This window comes from Actinomycetota bacterium (genome assembly GCA_040881665.1).
Taxonomy (GTDB): Bacteria; Actinomycetota; UBA4738; order UBA4738; family HRBIN12; genus JBBDWR01.
The window spans coordinates 12,128-34,591 of sequence record JBBECT010000005.1; the positions used below are offsets into that span (position 1 = coordinate 12,128).

Consider the following 22,464-nt stretch of genomic DNA (forward strand, 5'->3'; position numbering starts at 1 on the left):
CGATCCCATGGCCCTCGTCGATCGATACCCGGTGCTGCTGCTCGACCTCGACGGGACGATCGTGCGCGGTGACGAGCCGATCCCCGGGGCCGCGGAGGCGATCGCCGGGGTGCGGGAGCATGGGTCACGGATCGCGTTCGTGACGAACAACGCTACGCGTGCACCCGATGATGTCGCACGGCACCTGGCGCGCGCCGGTGTTCAGGCGGATCCCGCGGAGGTCGTCACGTCCGCGATCGCGACCGCCGAGACGCTCGCCGCCCGGGCGGTTCGATCGGCCTACGTGATCGGCGAGACGGCGCTTCGGGCGAGCTTGCAGGCGGCCGGGATCGAGGTGCGGGATGCCTCCTCGGACGGGTCCGCGGTCGACGTCGTCGTCGTCGGGCTCGATCGCGATACGACCTACGCCGATCTGCGGGTGGCCGCCGAGCAGGTGCAGCGCGGCGCCACGCTGGTCGCGACGAACTCCGACACCTCCTACCCGGTGCCCGGTGGGGTCGCCCCGGGAGCGGGAGCGCTCCTGGCGGTGATCGAGGCGACGACGGGCTCGCGCGCCGAGGTCATCGGCAAGCCCCACCCGGCGTTGCTGGAGGCCGCGGTGGCCGCGACCGGGGGCGGAGGTCCGGTGCTGGTGGTGGGCGACCGCCTCGACACGGACGTGGCCGGCGCCGTCGGTCTGGGGTGGGACTCGCTCCTCGTCCTCACCGGTGTGTCCACGCAGGAGGAGGTACGCGCGAGTCCGGTGATACCGACGTATGTGGCGCAGACGCTCGGGGCGCTGTTGTCCGACCCGGAGCCCGACCGCGTGGTGCGTCCTGACCGGAGGCCGGCCTAGTCCGGACGCGGAGGAGCTCCGATCATCGGATCCGAGCGGCGGGCGAACAGCAACCATGCGACCGCGAGTCCGGCGAGGAACCCGCCGACGTGGGCCCAGTACGCGACGTTCCCACTGAGGTCGTTCGCGATGCCGCCGACGCCACCGAACAGCTGGAGGACGAACCACGAGACGAGGACGATCACGGCCGGAAGCTCGACGATCGCGAACACGAACACGAGGGTGAGGATCCGGTTGCGGGGGAACAGCGCCAGGTACGCGCCGAGCACCGCGCCGATCGCGCCCGACGCTCCCACCATGGGAACGGTCGCCCCGGGATCGACCGCGATCTGGAGCGCGGCCGCGACGAGCCCGCCGAAGACGTACAGGAGCAGGAACCGTGACGGACCGAGCCGGTCCTCCACCCCGAGGCCGAAGACCCAGAGGAACAGCATGTTCCCCAGCAGGTGCAGCCATCCGGCATGGAGGAACATCGACGCGCCCACGGGAAGCCACCACGACTTGGCAGGACATGCGCGTCGCAAGGTCGTCTGGACCGGGGCACCACTGCCGATCCCGAGGTCGTCGTCGATCGCCTCGCGCGCCGGTGTGCCGCCGCTCGCGAGGTTCGTCCGGTTCGTGATCTCCCACGGCACGAGCCCCTCGCAGTAGTAGAAGGTCGTCTGTTCTCCGGAGGGTCCGAAGGTGGGCTGCCACAGGGTGAAGATCGCTACGTTCGCCGCGATCAGGGCGATCGTGACCCAGGGTGTGCGGGTCGTGGGGTTCCGGTCCCGGAGGGGGAGCACCGCGCGATCGTACCGCCGCCCGGGCACCGGGGATCGCATGCAGACGCACGTGGTGAGCAGGCATCGGGCCGGGGGGTATCCTTGCATCGGAACCCGTGTGCGAAGCTCCGTGGGGTGCGGGAACGGTGCAGGCGCGGCGGGTGGGCACCGAGACACGACGACGCGCCACGGAGCGGACGGGAGGCCCCGATGCAGTCAGGCGACATGCGCAGGTTCATGGGAGCTGCGGTGGACAAGCTCAGCCCCACGAAGGCGAAGGAGCTCGCCAAGGGGTTGCTCGAGGGCGGGGCGAGCCGGGAGCAGCTCCAGAAGGTGCAGCACGATCTGGTCGAGTGGTCGTCCCGGAACCGCGAGAAGCTGCTCAAGCTGATCCAGCAAGAGGTCAAGCGACAATTGAAGAACGCGGGCTTCGCGACACGCCAGGAGGTGGAGTCGCTGCGCCGCCGCGTGCGGGAGCTGGAGAAGGTCTCCGGAACGGGGACGGCCAAGCGGACGAGCGCGAAGGCATCGGCGGCCAAACGCTCAAACACGAAGTCGTCGTCGCGATCGGGTGCGAAGCCGACGGCGAAGCGATCGAGCGCCAAGGACTCCTCGGCCGGATCCGGGAGCGCCGGCTGATCCGCCGCGCGGACACCCGCATGCGCCGAAGACTCGACGCGGAGCTCGTGCGCCGCCGCCTCGTCTCCGATCCGGCAGCCGCGCAGGCTGCGATCGGCGAGGGACGTGTGCTCGTCGACGGGAACCCTGCGGCCGGTCCCGCGACGATGGTGGGAACCGATCAGGCGGTCGTGATCTCGGCGCCGCGGACGGAGGCCTTCGTCTCCCGCGGAGGGGAGAAGCTCGATGCCGCGTTCGAGCGCTTCTCCCTCGACCCGAAGGGGCTGGACGCGCTCGATGCGGGGGCGTCGACCGGCGGCTTCACCGACTGCCTGCTGCGGCGCGGTGCGTCCCGAGTGGTCGCGGTCGACGTGGGCTACGGCGACCTCGCGTGGTCGCTCCGCACCGATCCGCGCGTGACCGTGTTCGAGCGGACGAACGTCCGAACCTTGGATCGGGCTGCGCTGCCGTTCATCCCGTCGTTCGTCGTCGCAGATCTGTCGTTCGTGTCGCTCGGATCGGTCGTGGGCACGCTCGCGGGACTCGCCTGCCGGGACGCAACGTTCGTGCTGCTGGTCAAACCGCAGTTCGAGGCGTCGCGCGACCAGGTCGAGGCCGGCGGTGTCGTTCGCGATCCCCGGGTCTGGGCACTCGCGCTCGAGCGGGCCGTGGATGCGCTGTCCGCGGCCGGCGTCGGGCCGCGCCAGGTGTGGCCTTCATCCGTGCTCGGGCCGGCCGGGAACGTCGAGTTCCTGTTGTGGGGACGCGCGGGCGCCGCGGAGGGTGGATCGCGGATCGCGATCGACGAGGCGATCGCGGCGGCACGCTCACTCGCTGGGGAGCCTGCTCCGTGAAGCGGGTGGGCTTCGTCGTGCACGCGGGACGCGACCGCGCGCTGCAGGCGGCGCGGGAGTTGGTGGCCTCGTGCGCGGCCGAGGGCGAGGCCACCGTCGAGGTCGAGGGCCAGGCTGCCGTGGCGGCCGTCGGAGCCCAGGAGAGCGCGCCTGCGGCCTCGTTCGCCGAGGGCTTGGATCTGATCGTGTCGGTCGGTGGTGACGGCACGCTCCTGCGCGCTGCCCATCTGGCGGCTCGGGCGGGGGTTCCGGTACTCGGGGTCAAGGTCGGCCGGATGGGGTTCCTGACCGAAGTGGAGCCGGCCGAGGCAGGGCCGTTGTTGCGCCGGGCCGTGATGGGGCGAGCCCGTGTCGAGGAGCGCCTCGCGGTGGTCGCCGAGCCCGCGGAGGCCGGTGCATTCGAGTCCCAGTGGGCTCTGAACGAGATCATGGTGGAGAAGCAGGCGCGACACCGTCTCGTCCGGCTGGGTGTCGAGGTCGACGGCACCTACGTCACGACGTTCTCCGCGGACGGGGTGATCGTCGCAACGCCGACCGGCTCGACGGCCTACTCGTTCTCGGTTCGCGGGCCGATCGTGTCGCCGAGCGTGGACTGCCTCCTCGTGACCCCGGTGGCCGCGCACATGGTGTTCGACCGAACGCTCGTCCTGGACCCGGGGGAGCAGGTGATCCTCGAGGTCCTCGGCGAGGTCGACGGCCTGCTGTCCGCCGACGGCCGAGAGACGATCGGGCTGCCGGTGGGCACCCGCGTGCGGATCCGGGCGGCCGACACGCCGTTCCGCCTCGTGCGGCGCGACGACGCCCCGAGCTTCCTCGGCCTCGTTCGGGAGAAGTTCGACCTCCCCGGGGACTGACTCTCGCATGCGGTGGGCGATCCACGTGGCGCGGACGTCGTGCGGACACGTCGCGGTCGGTGCCCCCGGCTAGGATGCGGACGTGCTTCGCGAGCTGCACATCGCCGGGCTCGGGGTGATCGACGACGTCGACCTCGAGCTCGATCCGGGACTGAACGTCCTCACCGGCGAAACCGGTGCGGGCAAGACGATGGTGACCGTCGGCCTGTCCTTGCTCCTGGGGCGGCGCGCCTCGTCCACGCTCGTCCGCTCGGGAACTGCGGCGGCGAAGGTCGGTGCGCGGTTCGACGGCGCGCTCCCGGGCGGCGCCGAGGAGTGGATCGACGATCCCGCGGAAGGCCTCGTCCTCACCCGTTCGGTGTCGGCCGAGGGGAAGAGTTCGGTCCGGATAGGCGGACAGATGGCCACGGTCACCGCGCTGGCCGCGCTGGGGCCCGACCTCGTGGAGGTGCACGGCCAGCACGATGCGCAACGGCTGCTGCAGCCCGCCGCCCAGGCGGGGTTCCTCGACCGCTTCGTGGGGGCGGACCATCTCTCTGTGCTCGAGGGGTACCGCGCACAGGTACGAGCACTGGCGGTCGTCCGCGTGCGGCTCGACGAGCTGGCGACGATCGCTCGCGATCGCGAGCGTGAGATCGATCTGCTCGCCTATCAGGTTCGCGAGATCGAAGGGGTGGCGCCCGGGACCGGGGAGCTCGCGGAGCTCGAGGCGGGGGAGTCCCGCCTCGCCCACGCCGAGCGCCTCGTCGAGCTGGCGGCGTCGGCCACCGCCGGACTCGCCGACGACGGGGGTGCGGGTGACGGCCTGCGGGCGGCCGCCGCCGCGCTCGATGAAGCCGCCGCGCTCGACGCCTCGGCCGCTCCGCTCGCGCAACGCGCCGCGGCTCTCGCAGCGGAGGCATCCGAGCTGGCGCGTGACGCGCGCGAACACGCCGAGGCGCTCGCGATCGATCCGGAGGGTCTGGAGCAACTCCGCGGGCGCATCTCCCTGTTGCGGGACCTGCGACGCAAGTACGGGGACGACGAGACCGCGGTGCTCGCCTACCTCGAGGAGGCGCGTGCACGTCTCTCGCTGCTCGAGGGTGCCGACGACGAGCGACGCGACCTGACCGAACGACGCATGCGTCTGGAGGCCGAGCTCGCAACCTCGGCCACGGTCGTGACGGCGGGTCGTCACGACGCTGCTCCGGCGCTCGCACGATCGATCGAACGCGAGATCGTCGATCTCGGGATGCAGGGCGCGACGATCGAGCTCGCGTTCAATCCGCTCGACGAGCCCTCGGTGGGCGGCCCCGAGCACGTCGAGATCCTGCTGGCGGCAGGGCCGGGACAACGCGCGTTGCCCCTGGGAGCCGCGGCCTCCGGAGGAGAACTGTCGCGCGTGATGCTCGCGTGTCGCAGCGTGCTGGCCGACCTGGACGAGGTCCCGACGCTCGTCTTCGATGAGGTCGACGCCGGCATCGGAGGCACGGCAGGGGTCGCGGTCGGGCGGCGGCTTGCGCGGATCGCGGTGACCCGGCAGGTGGTGGTCGTCACGCATCTGCCCCAGATCGCCGCGTTCGCCGACCGGCAGTTCAGCGTCCGAAAGCGGGGCGGGACCGCGCGGGTCGCCGTCCTCGATCCGGACGCGCGGATCCGCGAGCTGTCCCGGATGCTCTCCGGTCTGCCGGACAGCGATTCGGCGGCCGTGCATGCCGAGGAGCTCCTGGCCGAGGCGACGCGCAGCCGGGGCGCGACGGACTGACCGTTCGCTACGCTGGCCACCGCTCCGACCTGGGGGTCGGTCCGAGGAACGACGAGGAGGGAGTGCCACGAGCACGCTACGCCCGAGGAGCCTGGTGCCCAAGGCGCTGCGTCGGCCTCGGGCCGAGGCGGGTCGTGCGCGCGTCGACCGGCGCACGAAGAACCTCGTCCGTCGCGCCCGGCCGGGTGAGATCGCGGTGATCCTGCACGAAGACCTCGATCGGGTCTCGGCCGAGGGCCTCGCCGCGGCGGGCGTCGCCGCCGTCGTGAACGGCGCGCCGTCGATCAGCGGGCGGTATCCGAACCTGGGCCCGCTGATCCTCGTCGAGGCGCAGATCCCGGTGATCGACCGGGTCGGGCCGCTCGTGCTGCAGAAGATCCACGAGGGGGACCCGGTCCATGTCGATGGCGACCGGGTGTTCGTCGGCGATCGACTGGTCGGCGTCGGGATCCGCCAGAGCCGGGCCTCGATCCTCGCAGAGATGGAGGCGGCGAACCGGGGGATGGGCGAGCGGTTCGACGACTTCGCTCGCAACACGTTGGAGTTCATGCGCCGGGAACGTGACCTGCTGTTCGGGGGCACGGGGCTGCCGCCACTGCACCACGACCTCGCAGGCAGATCCGTGCTCGTCGTCGTACGCGGGTACCGGTACCGCGAGGATCTCGCCGCGCTGCGCTCCTACATCCGCGACGCGAGACCGGTCCTCGTCGGCGTCGACGGGGGAGCGGACGCGCTGCTGGACGAGGGCTATGTCCCCGACCTGGTCGTCGGCGACATGGACAGCGTCTCGGACGAGGCGCTCGCACTCGCCACCGGCGGGCGGCGCCGGCATCCGACCGAGTTGGTGCTGCACGCCTACGAGGACGGCAGGGCGCCCGGGAAGGACCGGCTCGACGCGCTCGGTGTGCCCTACACGGTGGTCGAGGCGATGGGGACCAGTGAGGACGTGGCGTTCCTGATCGCGCACGAATCCGGGGCCGAGCTCATCGTGGCGGTGGGCTCACACGGCAACCTCCGGGAGTTCCTCGACAAGGGGCGCGGGGGGATGGCCAGCACGTTCCTCGTCCGCCTGCGCGTTGGGGAGATCCTGATGGACGCGAAGGGGGTGTCGCGGCTCTACGGGGGCTCCCGGCTGCGGGCGCGCGACACGCTGTTGCTCGTCGGGTCGGCCCTGTTCGCGATGATCATCGTGGTGGCGGTCTCCCCGCCGCTTCGCCTGTACGTCACACAGATGTTCGAGCAGCTCCGCCAGTGGTTGTTCGATCTGCGGGAGTTCGTGTGATCTCGTTCCGCTACCACCTGGTCACGATCGTGGCCGTCTTCCTCGCGCTGGGGCTGGGCGTGCTCGCGGGCACGACGGTGCTCGACGAGGGACTGGTCAACCGATTGGAGCGCCAGACCCAGGTCTTGGCCGACGGCAACGCGACGCTCCGCGAGCGCATCGACGCGCAGGCGGACGAGCTCGCCGCGACCGAGTCATTCGCGGAGCAGGCTTTCGTCGCGCTCGCACCGGCGAAGCTGGCCGACCACGATGCCGTCGTCCTGACCCACGACCTCGTGGACGCCACCGCGGTCGACCGGGCCTCGGAGGCGCTCGAGGTGGGGGGGGCTTCCGTGGAGGCCGTCTTCACGCTGCAGTCACGGATGTCGTTGCGCGACGACGACGCACGAGCGGAGATGGCGACGCTCCTCGGAGAACCGGCGAACACCGACGCGGCGGCGTTGCGAGCCAAGGCGCTCGAGCGGCTGGCCGAACGGCTCGCGTTCGGTCCGGGGCGTCCGCAGGCGAACCGGGTGCAGGAGGACATCCTCACACGCTTGCTCTCGGCGGGATTCGTCACGGTGGACGGACCGGGCGCCGGCGAGACGCTGGCCCAGGTCGGAGGTCCGGAGACGATCGCGACCGTCGTCGGTGGCGGGCCCGAGGAGGCCGCGGCCGCATCCGAGGTGCTCGTCCCACTCGTCGGGGATCTTCGTCTCGAACGGATGCAGACGGCCGCCGGCCAACCGGCAGGCTCCGAGGTTCCGTTCGTCGCCGAGGTGCGGGAGCCGGGCACGGTGGCGTCGACCGAGCTCGTGACGGTCGACGGGATCGACCGTCCGATCGGCCAGCTCGCGCTCGTCCTCGGGATGCAGCGGCTCGGGAGCGTCGTCGCGGAAGGCGGCAGCTACGGCCCCGGTCCGGACGCCTCCGAGGTTATCCCGCCGTTGCGGCCGGGCGGGTGAGCGCCGCACCCGAGCGCGCGGACGTCGTCGCGCTGGTCGCCGCGCGCGACGAGGAGGCGTCGATCGGCGAGACCGTTCGTGCCCTCTCGGGTCTGCCGAACGTGACGCTGGTCGTGGTCGCCGACGACGGATCGAAGGACGCGACCGCGTCGATCGCCTCGGCCGCGGGCGCGCATGTACTGCGGGCCGCGCGACCGCGGGGGAAGGGATCGGTGCTCGAGAGCGCGCTCCGGCGACTGCCTCCCGCTCGGGTGTGGATCCTGGCCGACGGCGACCTGGGCGTGACGGCCGGGGAACTCGCTCCGGTGATCGCGACCGTGCTCGCCGGGGAGGCAGACCTCGCGATCGCGCTGCCACCCCCACAGGGCGGGGGATTCGGCCTCGTGAAGACTTCCGCCGGGGCCGCGATCCGGTGGCTGAGCGGGTTCCGCGCGACCGCGCCGCTGTCGGGTCAGCGCGTCCTCACCGGCGCGGCGATGCGGGCCGTGCGACCGCTGGCTCCGGGGTTCGGGGTTGAGACGGCCATGACGGTCGACGCGGTGCGAGCCGGCATGACGGTCGTGGAGGTTCCTGCCCCCCTGCGCCACCGAGCGACGGGGCGCGACGTGGCGGGCTTCGCGCACCGGGCGCGGCAGGGCATCGACATCGCGGCGGCCCTCGGGCGGCGGATCGGCGGGCGGTCCCGCGTGACCGAGCGTCGATCGAATGTCGGGCGCGAGAGGTTCGATCGGTGAGACCGGCCGGAGGCGCGCTGGTCGGGCCGCTCATCGGTCTGGCGTCGTTCGGGTTCTGGGTCCTGCTGCAGCGAACCCGCGCGCGGGATCTGCTCGCCCGTGACAACTACCGGGGCGCCCGGCTCAGCCTCACCCTGGGACTTGCGATGGGGACCGGGGTCGTGGTCGCGATCGGCGTCGTCGCCGGCTGGATCGTGGTCGACGGGGGATGGCGGACGGGGGGTGTCCCGATGCTCGTGGGCGCGAGCATCGTCCTGCTGGCGGGATTCGTCGACGACATCGTTCCCGGCCGGGCGCGCGGACTGCGAGGGCATCTCGCCGAGCTCGGACATGGCCACGTGGGCACGGGGTTGTTGAAGGCCGTGGCCGCGGTCTTGGCCGCGATGCTCGCGGTCGCCGATGCCGGCGGTTCCGGGTGGGAGCGTCTCGCCGGCGTGGTCCTCGTTGCCGGCTGCGCGAACCTGTGGAACCTCCTGGACGTCCGCCCGGGGCGTGCGGTGAAGGCGTACCTGCTGGCCGCCGTCGCCCTCGTGGTGGCCGACCCCGGCGCGGTGCTGCTGGCGGCGTCCGGACCCGTCCTCGTGCTCGCGTGGTTCGACGTGCGGGAGCGCGGGATGATCGGGGACACGGGTGCGAACGTGATCGGCTACGTGATCGGCGTCGAGGCCTACCTGCGTCTTCCGGGTCCCGGGGTCGTCGTCGCGGCGGCCGTGGTCGTGGCCCTGACGATCGTTGCGGAGACGGTCACGCTTTCGCGCGTCATCGACGGGGTCGCGCCGCTGCGGCGGCTCGACCGGGTCGGCCGGATCCGGGTCCCGGGACCAGATTCTCGGGCGAACGGCGACGGGGTGTCGTGACGCTCTGCTACCATCACTTCCCGTGGCGGATACGGGGCGTAGATACATCTTCGTGACGGGTGGCGTTGCCTCCGGACTCGGCAAGGGCATCACCACCGCCTCCCTCGGCCGCCTCTTCAAGTCTCGCGGACTCCGCGTCGCTCTCCAGAAGCTCGATCCGTACATCAATGTCGATCCGGGCACGATGAATCCGTTCGAGCACGGCGAGGTCTTCGTCCTGGACGACGGCGCCGAAACCGACCTCGATCTCGGGCACTACGAGCGGTTCGTCGACGAGGAACTGCATCGCGGGTCCAACGTCACGACCGGCGCGATCTACTCCACGGTGATCGCCAAGGAACGCCGGGGCGACTACCTCGGCAAGACCGTCCAGGTGATCCCGCACGTCACCGATGAGATCAAGGAGCGTGTCCGGGCACTCGGTGAGACCGAGAACGCCGATCTGGTCATCGTCGAGATCGGCGGGACGGTCGGGGACATCGAGTCTCTCCCGTTCCTCGAAGCGATCCGTCAGCTGCGCAACGAGGTCGGACGTGATCGGTGCGCGTTCGTCCACGTCTCGCTGATGCCCTTCATCGGCCCGTCCGGCGAGCTGAAGACGAAGCCGACACAACACTCGGTCAAAGAGCTGCGCTCGCTCGGTCTGCAACCCGACGTGATCGTGTGCCGCTCCGACCGCGTGATCGGACGCAATCTGAAGGAGAAGATCTCGCTGCTGTGCGACGTGCCGATCAGCGGGGTGATCGCCGCGATCGATGCCGATTCGATCTACCGGGTTCCGCTCGTGCTCCACGAGGAGGGGCTCGACGAAGAGGTGGCTCGCCTGCTCGGCATCACCGAGCGTCCGAACCTGCAGGAGTGGCGCGGTCTGATCGACCGGATCGACGCGGCGGACGAACCCGTCACGATCGCGATCGTCGGCAAGTACGTGAACCTGCGGGACGCGTACCTCTCGGTGATGGAGGCCATGTACCACGGAGGGTTCGCACAGGGGGCGGACGTACGGCTGCGGTGGGTCTCCTCCGACGATCTGGAGTCGGCAGGCGTCGAGGCGGCGTTGTCCGGCGTGGACGGGATCCTGGTTCCCGGCGGGTTCGGCGTCCGCGGGGTCGAGGGCAAGGTCGAGGCCGTTCGGTTCGCTCGCGAGCGTCTCGTTCCGTTCCTCGGGATCTGCCTCGGTCTCCAGTGCGCCGTCGTGGAATTCGCGCGCAACGTCGCCGGCCTCGAGGGAGCGAACTCAAGCGAGTTCAACCCTGCGACCGAACATCCGGTGATCGACCTGCTGCCCGAGCAGAAGAGCGTGACCGATCTCGGTGGGTCGATGCGTCTCGGCTCTCAACCGTGCCACCTCGTGCCGGGAACGAGGGCCGCACGGGCGTACGGCGAAGAGGTGGTCTACGAGCGGCATCGGCACCGGTTCGAGGTCAATCCCGCGTACCACGAGGCGCTCACCTCTGCGGGCATGGTGATCTCGGGCACCTCGAAGGACGGGCGCCTCGCGGAGATCGTCGAGTTGCCCGACCATCCCTTCTTCGTGGCGGGTCAGTTCCACCCCGAGCTGCGGTCCCGCCCGACCCGCCCCCACCCGCTGTTCCGCGGGTTCGTGAGCGCCGCGCAGCACCACGCGCGGAGCGCGACGAGCTCGCAGACCGTCACGATCTGAGCCGGGCCGTGCCCGACGATCGTCCCGACGCCGTCCACACCGGGTTCGCCGGGCGCTTCCTGCGGATCGACGTCGAAGACTGGGGACCGGGACGCTACGAGGTCGTCCGGCGTGTGACCCACGCCCCCGACGCGCCGGGAGCCGTCGGGGTGCTGCCGGTGACGGCCGCGGGGGAGGCGGTGCTCGTCCGGCAGTTCCGCCAGCCCGTTCGGAGGGCGATCCTCGAGATCCCCGCGGGCCTGATGGACGTGGAAGGGGAGGCGCCGGAGGTGTGCGCCGTGCGGGAGCTGTTCGAGGAGACCGGGTACCGGCCCGGCGGCGAGCTCGTCTGGCTCGGGACGTTCCTGACGACCCCGGGGATCAGTGACGAGCGGATCGCGCTGTACCGCGTCGACACGGCAGCCGAACCCGAGGGCGTTCCCGAGGACGGGATCGAGGTCGTTCGGATGCCACTCGCCGAGGCGCGCGTCGCCGTTTCGGACGGACGGATCGTCGATGCCAAGACCGCGGTCGCGGTCCTGCTGACCGCCTCCTCGCCGTAGGGGGTCCGGGGTAGGCTTCCGGCGGGGCTCCGCCTGCGGAGTCCCGGACGGAGGGGCGCGTGATCGTCGGAGTACCGACCGAGGTCAAGGACAGCGAGTATCGCGTCGCCGCGACACCCGAGGGCGTCCGCGAGCTCGTGACGGACGGCAACGAGGTGCTCGTCCAGAGCGGGGCGGGCGAGGGTTCGGCTCTGTCCGACGAGGAGTTCGCCGCCGCCGGAGCGAGGGTGGTCCCCGACGCCGAGGCCGTGTTCGCGGCCGCCGAGATGATCGTCAAGGTGAAGGAGCCCCAGGCTTCCGAGTACGGGCGGTTCCGGGCGGGACAGATCCTCTTCACCTACCTGCACCTCGCCGCCGACGCGTCCCTGACCCGGATGCTGGTGGAGCGGAACGTCCGGGCGGTCGCCTTCGAGACGGTGCAGCTGCCCGACGGACGGCTGCCACTGCTGGCGCCGATGAGCGAGATCGCCGGGCGGATGGCGCCCCAGGAGGGGGCGACGTGGCTCGAGTTGCCGGCCGGCGGACGAGGCGTGCTGATGGGCGGTGCGGCGGGGGTGCGCCCGGCGAACGTTGCCGTCCTCGGGGCGGGGATGGCGGGAGCGAACGCCGCCTGGATCGCCGCGGGGATGGAGGCCGAGGTCACGATCCTGGATCTCGACGTCCAGCGGCTGCGCCACGTCGACGAGCTGATGCGCGGCCGCATCCAGACCCTCGCGAGCGGCGCGCTCGCCGTCGAGCGAGCCGTGCTCGCCGCCGATCTGGTCATCGGAGCGGTGCTCGTGCCGGGTGCCCGCGCGCCGAGGATCGTGAGCGAGGAGACGATCGCCGCGATGCGTCCCGGCAGCGTCGTCGTCGACATCTCGATCGATCAGGGTGGCTGCTTCGCCACATCGCGGATGACCACGCACTCGGCGCCCACCTACGTGACGCACGGGGTCGTCCACTACTGCGTCGGGAACATGCCCGGCGCCGTTCCGCGCACCTCGACGTATGCCCTCACGAACGTCACGCTCCCGTACGCGCGCAGGATCGCCGCCGCCGGGCTCGACGAGGCGGTGCGCGCCGATCCGTCCTTGGCGCTGGGAGTGAACGTCGACGCCGGACGGTGTACGAACCGCGGCGTCGCCGAGGCGCACGGCATCCCCTTCGAACCGCTCGATCTCTGAGGCCGGCGGAGCGGCGCGATGACGACCCCGGTCCTGCAGCGGCAGGTGCATGCCTACCTCGATCACCTGACGGTCGAGCGCGGCCTGTCGTCGCACACGGTCGCCGCGTACCGGCGCGACCTTGTCCGGTACACGACCCACTGCGAGGCGCGAGAGGTGCGCGATGCCCGGTCGGTGACCGACGCGGACGTCGCGGCGTTCGTTGCGGAGCTTTCGGCCGCGACCCACCACGACGGCGAACCGTACCGGGCCTCGTCGGTCGTCCGCGCGCTGTCGGCGGTCCGGGCGTTCCATCGCTGGGTCATGGCCGAGGGAGACGCCGATCGAGATCCGACCGGGGGCATCGTCCGTCCCAAGCTCCCGCGCAGGCTCCCTCGGCCGCTCTCCGTCGAAGACGTCGCCGCGCTCTTGGAAGCGCCCGACCCTGTCGCCGCTGCGGGCCGGCGGGACCGAGCCATCATCGAGTTGCTCTACGGGGCCGGCCTGCGGGTCTCCGAGCTCGTGGCGCTCGACGTCGACGACCTCGACCTGGACGACGCCGGCGTTCGTGTCTTCGGCAAGGGAGGGAAGGAACGCGACCTGCCGCTCGGGGGATTCGCGGTCGACGCGCTGCACGCGTACCTGGCGACCGCCCGCCCCGAGTTCGCGACGGCTCGCAGCCGCAGCGCCCTGTTCCTGAACGTCCGGGGGGGGCGGCTCACCCGTCAGGGTGTCACGAACGTCCTGCACGCAGCCGCGCGCCGGGCCGGGATCCGTCGCGCGGTCTCCCCCCACGTGTTGCGCCACTCGTTCGCCACCCACCTGCTGGAGGGCGGTGCCGATGTACGGGTGGTCCAGGAGCTCCTCGGCCACGCGAGCGTGGCGACCACGCAGGTCTATACCCTGATCACCAAGGAACACCTCCTGGAGGTCTATGCGACGTCGCACCCGCGAGCGCGGCGGACCCCGGAGGGGTCGCGGTCCGGAGGTTCCGGACCGAGGACGAGGGGTCGTAGCCGTGCCGGATGAGTTCACGATCGACGATGATGCGCTGGCGCGCCTGCGCTCGGGACTGCACGAGCAGCGCGCGAACCTCCGCAAGGAGATCGCCGACCGCGGCGGCACGCCCGACTCGGACGACGTGGAGATCGACATGGAGCGCAATCTCGCCGACAGTGGACACTCCACGACCGAGCGAACCCAGGCGATCGCGGTCGTGAAGGCCCTACGCTCCAACCTGCGGCTGGTCGACCGTGCGCTCGGGAAGATCGGCCGGGGGGAGTACGGCACCTGCGAGTCCTGCGGACGACCGATCGGGATCGAGCGTCTCGAAGCCTTGCCGTGGGCGATCCTGTGCATCGATTGCAAGCAGGCCGGATCCGGCGGCGGAGCCCCACGCGGATGAGGGGACCCACATGAGCAGCGCCCGGGTTCCCCGGGTCCTGCTCCTCGTCGCCGACTCCCTCGGCGTCGGCGCCGCCCCGGACACCCTCGCCTACGGCGACGGCGGATCGGACACCCTCGGGAACACCGCGCGGGCGGTCGGGGGCCTCCGCTTACCCAACCTCGGGGCGCTCGGGATCGGCATGCTCACCGATGTGGCGGGTGTTCCTCCGAGCGCGGCGCCGGGGTCGGCGCATGGAACCTTGGCCGAGCGCTCCGCGGGCAAGGACACGACCACCGGCCACTGGGAGATGACCGGGATCATCCTCGATCGTCCGTTCCCCCTGTATCCGGATGGATTCCCTCCCGAGATCGTGGAACCGTTCGAGCGTGCGATCGGGCGTTCGATCCTCGGGAACCGTCCCGCGTCGGGAACCGAGATCCTCGCCGAGCTCGGAGAGGAGCATCTGGCGACCGGCTCGCCGATCGTGTACACGAGCGGGGACTCCGTCTTCCAGATCGCGACCCACACCGACGTCGTGGGCACGGCCACGCTCTACGAATGGTGTCGCGTGGCTCGCCGCCTGCTCACGGGGACGCATCAGGTGGGTCGGGTGATCGCGCGGCCGTTCACCGGCCCACCGGGAGCGTTCGAGCGTCTCCCGGGGCGACGGGACTTCTCCGTGCCCCCGCCCCGTTCCACCCTCCTCGACGCGGCGGTCGCGGCGGGTGTCGCGGTCTACGGGGTGGGCAAGATCCAAGACGTCTTCAGCGGCCAGGGACTCTCCGAGGCGCGGTACTCCGCCTCGAACGACGACGGGATCGACATCGCGATCGCCTACCTCCGCAGATCCGCGCCCGCGCTCGTCTTCTGCAACCTCGTCGACTTCGACTCGAAGTACGGACATCGCAACGACCCGCAGGGATACGCTCGGTGTCTCGAGGCGCTGGACCGGCGCGCGCCGGAGCTGATCGGCGCGCTCGATGGGGGCGTGCTGCTCATGACGGGCGATCACGGCTGCGATCCGACGACCCCGTCGACGGATCATTCTCGGGAGCTTGTCCCGATGCTGGCCGCCGGCGTGCCGGGCGGGCCCCACGACGTGGGGCAACGGCCGACGTTCGCCGATCTCGGCGCGACCGCAGCGGAGCTGCTCGGGGTTGCATCGATCGACGGTGGGGCGGGCATGAGCTTCGCCGGTGAGATCGGGTTCTGATAGGAGGAACGGAGATGGTTGCACTGCGGTACGCGCTCTACCTCGCCCTCGCACTCGTGGTGGGCCTGGTGGCGAGGGAGACCGCGCGCTCGCTGGTCGCCGACAAGCTCGGTGACCCGACGCCGCGTCGCTGGGGCCGCCTGTGGCCGTCGGCATCGATGGTCGACCCGTTCGGGACGCTGATCCTGCCGGCATTGATCCTGATCCTGTGGGGCTCGGCCGCGGCGTTCCGCCCACCGCCGTTCGCGTACGCGAAGCCGCTGCCCTCGGATCCGACGTACCTGAAGAAGCCGACACGCGACACGGTGTTGATCTCGATCGCCGGGCCCGCGGCCAACCTCGCGCTCGCGATCGTGGCGGGGTTCGCCCTCCGGCTGGGTATCGAGTCGTTCGAAATATTGCTGGTCGCGCAGGCGTTCCTGTTCACCAATCTGATCATGTTCGTGTTCCACCTGATGCCGGTGCCGGGTCTCGATGGCGCACGCATGCTCGCTCTCGTGCTGCCGGTGCATGCCCGCGAGATCTACCGCAACCTCGATCAGTACCTGGTCCTGTTCATGCTGGTGATCTTCTTCCTGTTCGCCGGTCCGCTGCTCGCGATCGTGGAGGGACTGGCGGCAGCAGTGTGCGACATCGTCGCCGGCTCGGCCGCCTGCGGCCGGTTCTGACCACGAGCCCGCGGCCCGCCGGTGCCCTCCCGGGTGTGGAGCACGCCCGCGTTATCATCCGCTCCATCGTGGGAAGAGCATCGTGGTGAACGCGGGATCCGGGGCCGGCGCCGAGGTTCGTGCCCGCGTGCTGACGGGGTACCGGCCGACCGGGCCGCTGCACGTCGGGCACTGGTTCGGCAACATCCGCACGATGCTGGACCTGCAGGTCGAACATGACGCCTTCTTCTTCGTGGCCGACTGGCACTCCCTGACGACCGATTACGACCGGACCGAAGCGCTCCCGGGCAACGTCGCAGGTCTCGTGCTCGACTGGCTCGCCGCGGGCCTGGATCCCACGCGCGCCACGATCTACCGGCAATCCGACATCCCCGAGATCGCCGAGATGTCGTTGCTGCTCGGGATGCTGACCCCCATCGGGTGGCTCGAGCGCGTCCCGACCTTCAAGGAACGGCTGCGCGATCTCGCCGAACGCGACATCGCCAACCTCGGGTTGCTCGGCTACCCGGTGCTCCAGACCGTCGACATCACGATCGTGCGGGGAGAGCTCGTGCCGGTGGGGGAGGATCAGCTGCCGCACCTCGAACTCTCGCGGGAGATCGTTCGGCGCTTCAACCGGATCTACGGGGACGTGCTCGTCGAGCCGAAGGAGCTGCTCTCCGAGGCCCCGCTGATCCCGGGCAGCGACGGCCGGAAGATGTCCAAGTCGCTCGACAACGCGATCGGGGTGCGCGACGACGAGGACCAGATCCGTGCGAAGGTTCGCTCGTTCCTGACCGATCCACAGAAGGTTCGCAAGCACGACCCGGGGCGCCCGGAGATCTGTCCGGTCTTCTCGTTGCACCGCTTGTTCTCGCCCGACATCCTCGAGTGGACCGAAGAGAACTGCCGTTCGGGCGCGCTGGGGTGCGTGGAATGCAAAGGGAACCTCGCGGACCGCATCGTGGAGTACTACCGTCCGTTCCGGGAACGGCGCGCGGAGCTGGAGTCCACGCCCGACGTGGTCGAGCGGACCCTGGCCGACGGAGCGGCGCGGGCCCGGCCGGTGGCGCAGCGCACGCTCGAGGCCGTCCGCGAAGCGATGCATCTCAGATGAGAGGAACGCGGTGAGCGCAACGAACGACACGACCTCCGCGGAGGCTCCGGTGTTCGCGGTCGAGCTCCCCGTGTTCACGGGGCCCTTCCGCGTGCTCTCCGACCTGATCCTCGAGCAAAAGGTCGATGTGTGCGACGTGCCGGTCGCGACCGTGACGGATGCCTTCCTCTCGTACTCGAGCGACACCGAGCGCTGGGACCTGGAGGAGGCCACGTGGTTCCTGGCGATCTGCGCGATCCTCCTCGAGTTGAAGGTGGGGCGCTTGATGCCCAAGCACACCGAGCTCGACGAGGACGACCTGCTCGGCGGCAACCCCGACCTCGTCTACGCGCGCAGCCTCGAGTTGCAGGCGTTCCGCCGCATCGCCGCGGAGCTCGCCCGGCGAGCCGCGGGCGAGGCCGAGTACTTCACCCGGGACGCGGGACCGGGGGAGGAGTTCGCCCACCTGTACCCCGACGTGATGGAGAAGGTCACGCCCGAACGGCTGCAGCGGTTGGCCGCAGCGCTGCTGAAGCCCCCGCCCGTGCTGGATCTGTCCCACGTGACCCCGATCCGGTTCACGGTGTCGGACGCGATGGCCGATGTGGAGCGGTCGCTGACCGATGTGCGTGAGGCGCGGTTCCGCGAGCTCGTGGCGGACTGCGAGGAGCGGATCCACGTCGTCGTGCGTTTCCTGGCGCTCCTGGAGCTGTACCGGGACGGCAAGATCGAGGTGGAGCAGGCCGAGACCTTCGGCGAGCTGCGGATCCGGTGGGCCCCGTGAGCGACGAGCCGATGCCGGCCGTCGATCCCCTGGAGGAACGGGCGGACCGCGAGCCGAGCGCGGTCACCGAGCCGCGGGGTGCGGGGGACCTGGCGCGGTCGATCGAAGCCTTGCTCTTCGTGTCCGACGAGCCCGTTGCCGCGTCGGTGCTGGCCGGGGTCCTCGAGACCGACCGCCGCGCCGTCGACCGGGCATGCGAGGAGCTGGCCGCCGCCCTGGAGGCGCGGGGCTCGGGCGTGGTCCTGCGTAACGTCGCCGGGGGATGGCGGCTGTTCACCCACCCCGATACCGCACCGATCGTCGAACGCTTCGTGCTGAGCTCTCGTCAGGCGCGCTTGACGAAGGCCGCGCTCGAGACCTTGGCGATCGTCGCCTACAAGCAGCCGGTCACCCGCCATCAGGTCTCGTCGGTGCGGGGGGTCAACTCCGACGGGGTCCTGCGCGCCCTCACCGAGCGCGAGCTCGTCGTCGAGGTGGGACGAGAGGAGAGTCCGGGGCGGCCGGTGCTGTACGGCACGAGTCCGGCGTTCCTCGAACGTCTCGGGTTGCCGTCGGTGACCTCCCTTCCGTCCCTCGCACCCTTGCTGGGCGAAGTGGACGAGGTGGACCCGGGCCGGGATGCGCCTCCCGCTCCGGCCGACGGCGCGGAGGACGCCGGCCCGGTCGAGGAGACCTACGGCGACGACGAGCCCGACGCGGGCGCCGCAGACGGTGCCGAGGGGTCGGACGGTCGACCCGGCGGCGCTCCCGGCGACTGATCCGGCGCCGTGGCCCAGGAGCGGCTCCAGCGGACCCTGGCACGCGCCGGGTTCGGCTCGCGCAGGGCATGTGAAGACCTGATCCGCCAGGAACGCGTCACGGTGAACGGCAAGCTCGCAACCCTCGGGGACAAGGCCGATCCGGAGCACGATACGGTCGCCGTCGACGGCTCAACCCTCAACCTCGATCCCGACTCGAGGTACTACGCCTTCAACAAGCCGACCGGAGTCGTGACCTCGATGTCCGACGAACGCGGGCGGCCGGATCTGCGGAGCTACCTCCCCGAGGGCCCTCGCGTCTTCCCGGTGGGGCGACTCGACCTGGATAGCGAGGGCCTGCTGGTGCTCACGAACGACGGTGAGCTCGCGAATCGCCTGACCCATCCCCGGTACGGGATCGAGAAGGAGTACCTGGCCGAGGTCGATGGAGCGGCCACAGACCGCGCACTCGGAGCGCTGCGACAGGGGGTCGACCTGGAGGACGGGCCGGCCAAGGTGATCGCGGTCCGTACCGTCGACCGCCGCCCCGACCGCAGCGCACTGCGGGTCGTGATGGCGGAGGGCCGGAAGCGGGAAGTCCGCCGGATCCTCGACGCGGTGGGACTACCCGTCACCCGCCTCGTCCGGCTCCGGATCGGCCCCCTGCGTCTCGGACGGTTGCGATCCGGCGAGATCCGGGAGCTGGACCACGCCGAAGTCCGTGCGCTGTACCGTGCCGCCGGTCTCTAAGCGGTAGCCTCCGTTCACGGTGCCCGTCTTGGGAACCGTCGGACGCATCGTCGGTTCGTGGGCGGTGCTCGCCGCACCGAAGTCGCCGGCCCGGCGCCGGCCCTGCGACGCGAGAGGAGGGGCATGCGGGTTCGCGGCGCACGGGGAGCGATCCGCGTTCCCGAAGATCGGTCCGAGGTCGTCCTCGAGGCCACCAGTCGCCTGGTCGGCGAGATCCTCGACCGGAACGCGATCGCGACGGACGACCTCGTGAGCATGCTGTTCACCACCACGGACGGGCTCTCCTCGGTGTTCCCGGCCGAGGCGGCGCGCAGGATGGGTCTGGGTCGGGTCCCGCTGCTGTGTGCCCGGGAGATCCCCGTCGAGGGAGCGATGCCGAACGTGATCCGCATCCTCGTCCACTTCCACTCCGACCGCGGCCTCGACGAGGTCGAGCACGTCTACCTGGATGGCGCGGAGTCTTTGCGCGATGACCTCGACTGACCCCCCCGGGCGGCCCGATGCCCCCAAGCTCGATGCGGCTCCCGCCCGGATCGCGGTGCTCGGGACCGGGATGATGGGGACATCGATCGCGATGGCCGCGCTGCGGGCCGGGATCGCGGTCCGGGGAACCGACGCGGATCCTCAGGTGCTGGCGAGGGCCTCGGAGCACGGTGGGTTCGTCGCCGCGCCCGATCTGCCCTCGGCCGTCCGAGGCGCCGAGCTCGTCGTGGTCTGTACCCCCACTGCTGCGATCCCGTCCACGGTCCGCGCGGTCCTCGACGCGGCTCCGGAGGCCGTCGTGACCGATGCCGGGAGCGTGAAGACCGCGGTCGTCCGCGAGATCGAACGGGACGCGGCGGGTACGGGAGCCGAACGTTTCGTGGGCGGGCACCCCATGGGTGGCAGCGAGCGCTCGGGTCCGGACGGGGCGGCTCCGAGCGTGGTCGATTCGATCGTGTGGGCGATCACCCCCTCGGAGGTCAGCGCGCCGGATGCTGTGGGCCGGCTCGAGGCGTTCGTGGGCGCTCTCGGGAGCCGGCCGGTGCTGCTGAGCCCGGAGCGGCACGACCGCCTCGTCGCGATCGTGTCGCACCTGCCGCAGATCGCGTCGACGGTGCTCATGGGTCTGGCGGCGTCCGAGGAGGCGGACGAGCCCGAACTGCTCTTGCTCGCCGCCGGAGGGTTCCGGGATCTGACCCGCCTCGCCGCCTCGAGCCCAACCCTGTGGAGCGACATCCTGCTCTCGAACCGGGACGCGATCCTGGCCGCGATCGACCTCTACCTCGCGCGTCTGAGTGCGATGCGCGAGCTCGTCGCCGCACAACGGGCCGGCGAGGTCGAGGAGGCGTTCGCGGCCGCGAAGGCGGCCCGTCTCACGATGGCCGCCAAGCCTCTCGTTCGCTCCGGGGTGGCGATCCTCCAGGTACCGATCCCTGACCGCCCGGGCGCCCTGGCCGAGCTGACCGCGACGATGGCCGAGGCCGGGATCAACATCGAGGACCTGCAGATCGTCCACTCGCCCGAAGGAGGCCGAGGACTGGTTCACGTGACCGTCGCGGCGTCCGAGTCCGGGTCGGCGGCGGAGGTGCTCGGGGCGCGCAGCTTCGAGCCGACGAGGATCGCCTGAGGCCCGGGCGATGCGACTCCGGATCCGTCCCGGTTCGGCCGTCGGGGGCCACGCGCGCGTTCCGGGGGACAAGTCGATCGCGCACCGATGGCTGATCCTCGCGTCGACGGCGAGAGGTCGGAGCCGGCTGGCCGGGATGCCGGGCGGGCTCGATGTGCGTTCCACGGCGGCCTGCATGGCGGTGCTGGCACCGAAACCTCGACCTGCACTGGAGACGTGGCTGCACCTTCATCGAGACCGGGGTGCAGACGAACGGCAGGGTCGAGGTTTCACATGGAACTTGAACGCTGGCGAGAACCCTCCAGACGCCTCGACCCTCGACCTTGTCCTCGAGGGTGATGGCAGGAACGCCCTGGCCGAGCCTCCGAAGCGTCTGGATTGCGAGAACTCGGGGACGACCCTCCGGCTCCTGACCGGACTGCTCGCTCCGGCGCCGTTCACCTCGCTCCTTGCCGGGGACGCAAGTCTCAACGCCCGTCCGATGGAGCGGATCGCCGAACCGTTGCGCGCGATGGGAGCAGTGATCGACACCACCGACGGCCACCCGCCGGTGCGGGTGGATCCCGTCGGCGAGCTGCACGGCATCACGTGGGAGGACGGCACTCCGAGCGCGCAGGTGAAGTCGGCGATCCTGCTCGCGGGCACGGCGGCGAGCGGTTCTACGACGGTGGTGGAGCCCGTGACGACCCGCGACCACACGGAGCGGGCCCTGCAGGCCCTCGGCGGTCCGGTCCGCATCGAGGGGCGCTCGGTCACCGTCGAGGCCTTCCAGCACCAGGGGTTCTCGGGCACGGTCCCCGGCGATCCATCCTCGGCGGCGTTCCTGGTCGCGGCCGCCGCGCTCACCGGCGCGGAGCTGCATATCGAGGGGGTCGGACTCAACCCGACACGGACCCGGTTCCTGGCCGTCATGGAACGGATGGGCATCCCGCTGACGACCGAGCTCGACGGGGAGGAAGTCGGAGAGCCCGTCGGAGCGATCCACGTCGGTCGCGCCGGAGCGTTGCGGGCAACGACCGTCGACGTGGACGAGCTCCCCCTCGTGATCGACGAGGTCCCCGTGCTCGCGGCGGTGGCCGCGCACGCGGACGGGGTCACGCGGTTCCGGGGCGCGGGCGAGCTGAAGGTGAAGGAGAGCGACCGGCTCTCCGCGGTCGTGGAGGGCCTGCGAGGTCTCGGGGGCGACGCGGAGGTGGAGGACGAGGACCTCGCGGTGACGGGGGGCGGTCTTCCCGGCGGGAACGCGGGGTCCGGCGGCGATCATCGGATCGGGATGGCGTTCGTGGTGGCGGCGCTCGCCGCGTCGGGAACGAGCGAGGTCGAGGGGATCGAACACACCGAGGTGTCGTTCCCGGGGTTCGCCCCCGCCCTGGGGGCGCTCGGCGCCGACCTCGAGGAAGCGTGA

The 22,464-nt window shown here is 71.1% G+C and carries 24 protein-coding genes; 23 read left to right on the top strand and 1 reads right to left on the bottom strand.

The features are described 5' to 3' along the window. The first annotated feature begins 7 nt into the window (after window positions 1-7). Window positions 8-835 carry an HAD-IIA family hydrolase gene (locus WEF05_05775; GenBank protein MEX1101393.1) on the top strand — a complete coding sequence of 276 codons (828 nt, stop codon included), beginning with the start codon at window positions 8-10 and terminating at the stop codon, window positions 833-835. On the opposite strand, the gene WEF05_05780 is transcribed toward WEF05_05775, so the two are convergent. Then, window positions 832-1,620 carry a rhomboid family intramembrane serine protease gene (locus WEF05_05780; protein ID MEX1101394.1) on the bottom strand — a complete coding sequence of 263 codons (789 nt, stop codon included), beginning with the start codon at window positions 1,618-1,620 and terminating at the stop codon, window positions 832-834. The genes WEF05_05775 and WEF05_05780 overlap by 4 nt on opposite strands. Window positions 1,621-1,809: 189 nt before the next feature. Here WEF05_05780 and WEF05_05785 point away from each other — a divergent pair, with 189 nt between their 5' ends. From WEF05_05785 to WEF05_05890, 22 genes are all read left to right on the top strand, one after another. Next, window positions 1,810-2,238, top strand: a complete 429-nt coding sequence (locus WEF05_05785) for a hypothetical protein (GenBank protein MEX1101395.1) — start codon at window positions 1,810-1,812, stop codon at window positions 2,236-2,238. A 20-nt stretch (window positions 2,239-2,258) separates the two neighbouring features. After that, on the top strand, window positions 2,259-3,071 hold the full coding sequence (locus tag WEF05_05790) for a TlyA family RNA methyltransferase (protein ID MEX1101396.1): 813 nt from the start codon (window positions 2,259-2,261) through the stop codon (window positions 3,069-3,071). Continuing rightward, entirely contained in the window at window positions 3,068-3,925 is an 858-nt protein-coding gene (locus tag WEF05_05795) for an NAD(+)/NADH kinase (GenBank protein MEX1101397.1), read from the top strand. Before WEF05_05790 ends, WEF05_05795 begins: the two co-directional genes overlap by 4 nt. 82 nt (window positions 3,926-4,007) lie before the next feature. Next, a complete protein-coding gene (recN, locus tag WEF05_05800; GenBank protein ID MEX1101398.1) occupies window positions 4,008-5,669 on the top strand; it encodes a DNA repair protein RecN in 1,662 nt (553 codons plus the stop codon). Window positions 5,670-5,763: 94 nt separating this feature from the next. Continuing rightward, window positions 5,764-6,951 (top strand): putative cytokinetic ring protein SteA, encoded by a 1,188-nt coding sequence (gene steA, locus WEF05_05805; protein ID MEX1101399.1) that lies wholly within the window; start codon window positions 5,764-5,766, stop codon window positions 6,949-6,951. Then, window positions 6,948-7,895 carry a copper transporter gene (locus tag WEF05_05810; GenBank protein MEX1101400.1) on the top strand — a complete coding sequence of 316 codons (948 nt, stop codon included), beginning with the start codon at window positions 6,948-6,950 and terminating at the stop codon, window positions 7,893-7,895. Before steA ends, WEF05_05810 begins: the two co-directional genes overlap by 4 nt. Further along, window positions 7,892-8,629: a glycosyltransferase gene (locus WEF05_05815; GenBank protein ID MEX1101401.1), complete on the top strand. Its 738-nt coding sequence runs from the start codon at window positions 7,892-7,894 to the stop codon at window positions 8,627-8,629. The genes WEF05_05810 and WEF05_05815 overlap by 4 nt, the downstream gene beginning before the upstream one ends. Then, window positions 8,626-9,486, top strand: coding sequence for a hypothetical protein (locus tag WEF05_05820; GenBank protein ID MEX1101402.1), 861 nt, complete (start codon window positions 8,626-8,628; stop codon window positions 9,484-9,486). Before WEF05_05815 ends, WEF05_05820 begins: the two co-directional genes overlap by 4 nt. Before the next feature lie 22 nt (window positions 9,487-9,508). Continuing rightward, window positions 9,509-11,149: a CTP synthase gene (locus tag WEF05_05825; GenBank protein MEX1101403.1), complete on the top strand. Its 1,641-nt coding sequence runs from the start codon at window positions 9,509-9,511 to the stop codon at window positions 11,147-11,149. A gap of 8 nt (window positions 11,150-11,157) precedes the next feature. Then, window positions 11,158-11,691, top strand: coding sequence for an NUDIX hydrolase (locus WEF05_05830; GenBank protein ID MEX1101404.1), 534 nt, complete (start codon window positions 11,158-11,160; stop codon window positions 11,689-11,691). Between the two features lie 59 nt (window positions 11,692-11,750). Continuing rightward, complete coding sequence (gene ald, locus WEF05_05835) at window positions 11,751-12,857, top strand: alanine dehydrogenase (protein MEX1101405.1); 1,107 nt, start codon at window positions 11,751-11,753, stop codon at window positions 12,855-12,857. An 18-nt stretch (window positions 12,858-12,875) separates the two neighbouring features. Next, entirely contained in the window at window positions 12,876-13,865 is a 990-nt protein-coding gene (gene xerD / locus WEF05_05840; GenBank protein MEX1101406.1) for a site-specific tyrosine recombinase XerD, read from the top strand. Then, window positions 13,855-14,241, top strand: coding sequence for a TraR/DksA C4-type zinc finger protein (locus tag WEF05_05845; protein ID MEX1101407.1), 387 nt, complete (start codon window positions 13,855-13,857; stop codon window positions 14,239-14,241). The genes xerD and WEF05_05845 overlap by 11 nt, the downstream gene beginning before the upstream one ends. A 10-nt stretch (window positions 14,242-14,251) precedes the next feature. Further along, window positions 14,252-15,436 (top strand): phosphopentomutase, encoded by a 1,185-nt coding sequence (locus WEF05_05850; GenBank protein MEX1101408.1) that lies wholly within the window; start codon window positions 14,252-14,254, stop codon window positions 15,434-15,436. A gap of 14 nt (window positions 15,437-15,450) precedes the next feature. Beyond that, a complete protein-coding gene (locus WEF05_05855) occupies window positions 15,451-16,104 on the top strand; it encodes a site-2 protease family protein (protein MEX1101409.1) in 654 nt (217 codons plus the stop codon). Window positions 16,105-16,189: 85 nt separating this feature from the next. Then, window positions 16,190-17,200 (top strand): tryptophan--tRNA ligase, encoded by a 1,011-nt coding sequence (trpS, locus tag WEF05_05860; protein ID MEX1101410.1) that lies wholly within the window; start codon window positions 16,190-16,192, stop codon window positions 17,198-17,200. 10 nt (window positions 17,201-17,210) lie between these two features. After that, the gene (locus WEF05_05865) at window positions 17,211-17,963 is read left to right on the top strand and encodes a ScpA family protein (protein ID MEX1101411.1); all 753 of its coding nucleotides are present in this window, start codon (window positions 17,211-17,213) and stop codon (window positions 17,961-17,963) included. Then, window positions 17,960-18,721 (top strand): SMC-Scp complex subunit ScpB, encoded by a 762-nt coding sequence (gene scpB / locus WEF05_05870; GenBank protein ID MEX1101412.1) that lies wholly within the window; start codon window positions 17,960-17,962, stop codon window positions 18,719-18,721. Before WEF05_05865 ends, scpB begins: the two co-directional genes overlap by 4 nt. Window positions 18,722-18,730: 9 nt before the next feature. Next, window positions 18,731-19,450: a pseudouridine synthase gene (locus tag WEF05_05875; protein MEX1101413.1), complete on the top strand. Its 720-nt coding sequence runs from the start codon at window positions 18,731-18,733 to the stop codon at window positions 19,448-19,450. A gap of 123 nt (window positions 19,451-19,573) precedes the next feature. After that, a complete protein-coding gene (gene aroH, locus WEF05_05880; GenBank protein ID MEX1101414.1) occupies window positions 19,574-19,933 on the top strand; it encodes a chorismate mutase in 360 nt (119 codons plus the stop codon). Next, window positions 19,920-21,059: a prephenate dehydrogenase/arogenate dehydrogenase family protein gene (locus WEF05_05885; protein MEX1101415.1), complete on the top strand. Its 1,140-nt coding sequence runs from the start codon at window positions 19,920-19,922 to the stop codon at window positions 21,057-21,059. Before aroH ends, WEF05_05885 begins: the two co-directional genes overlap by 14 nt. Before the next feature lie 10 nt (window positions 21,060-21,069). After that, window positions 21,070-22,464: a 3-phosphoshikimate 1-carboxyvinyltransferase gene (locus tag WEF05_05890; GenBank protein ID MEX1101416.1), complete on the top strand. Its 1,395-nt coding sequence runs from the start codon at window positions 21,070-21,072 to the stop codon at window positions 22,462-22,464.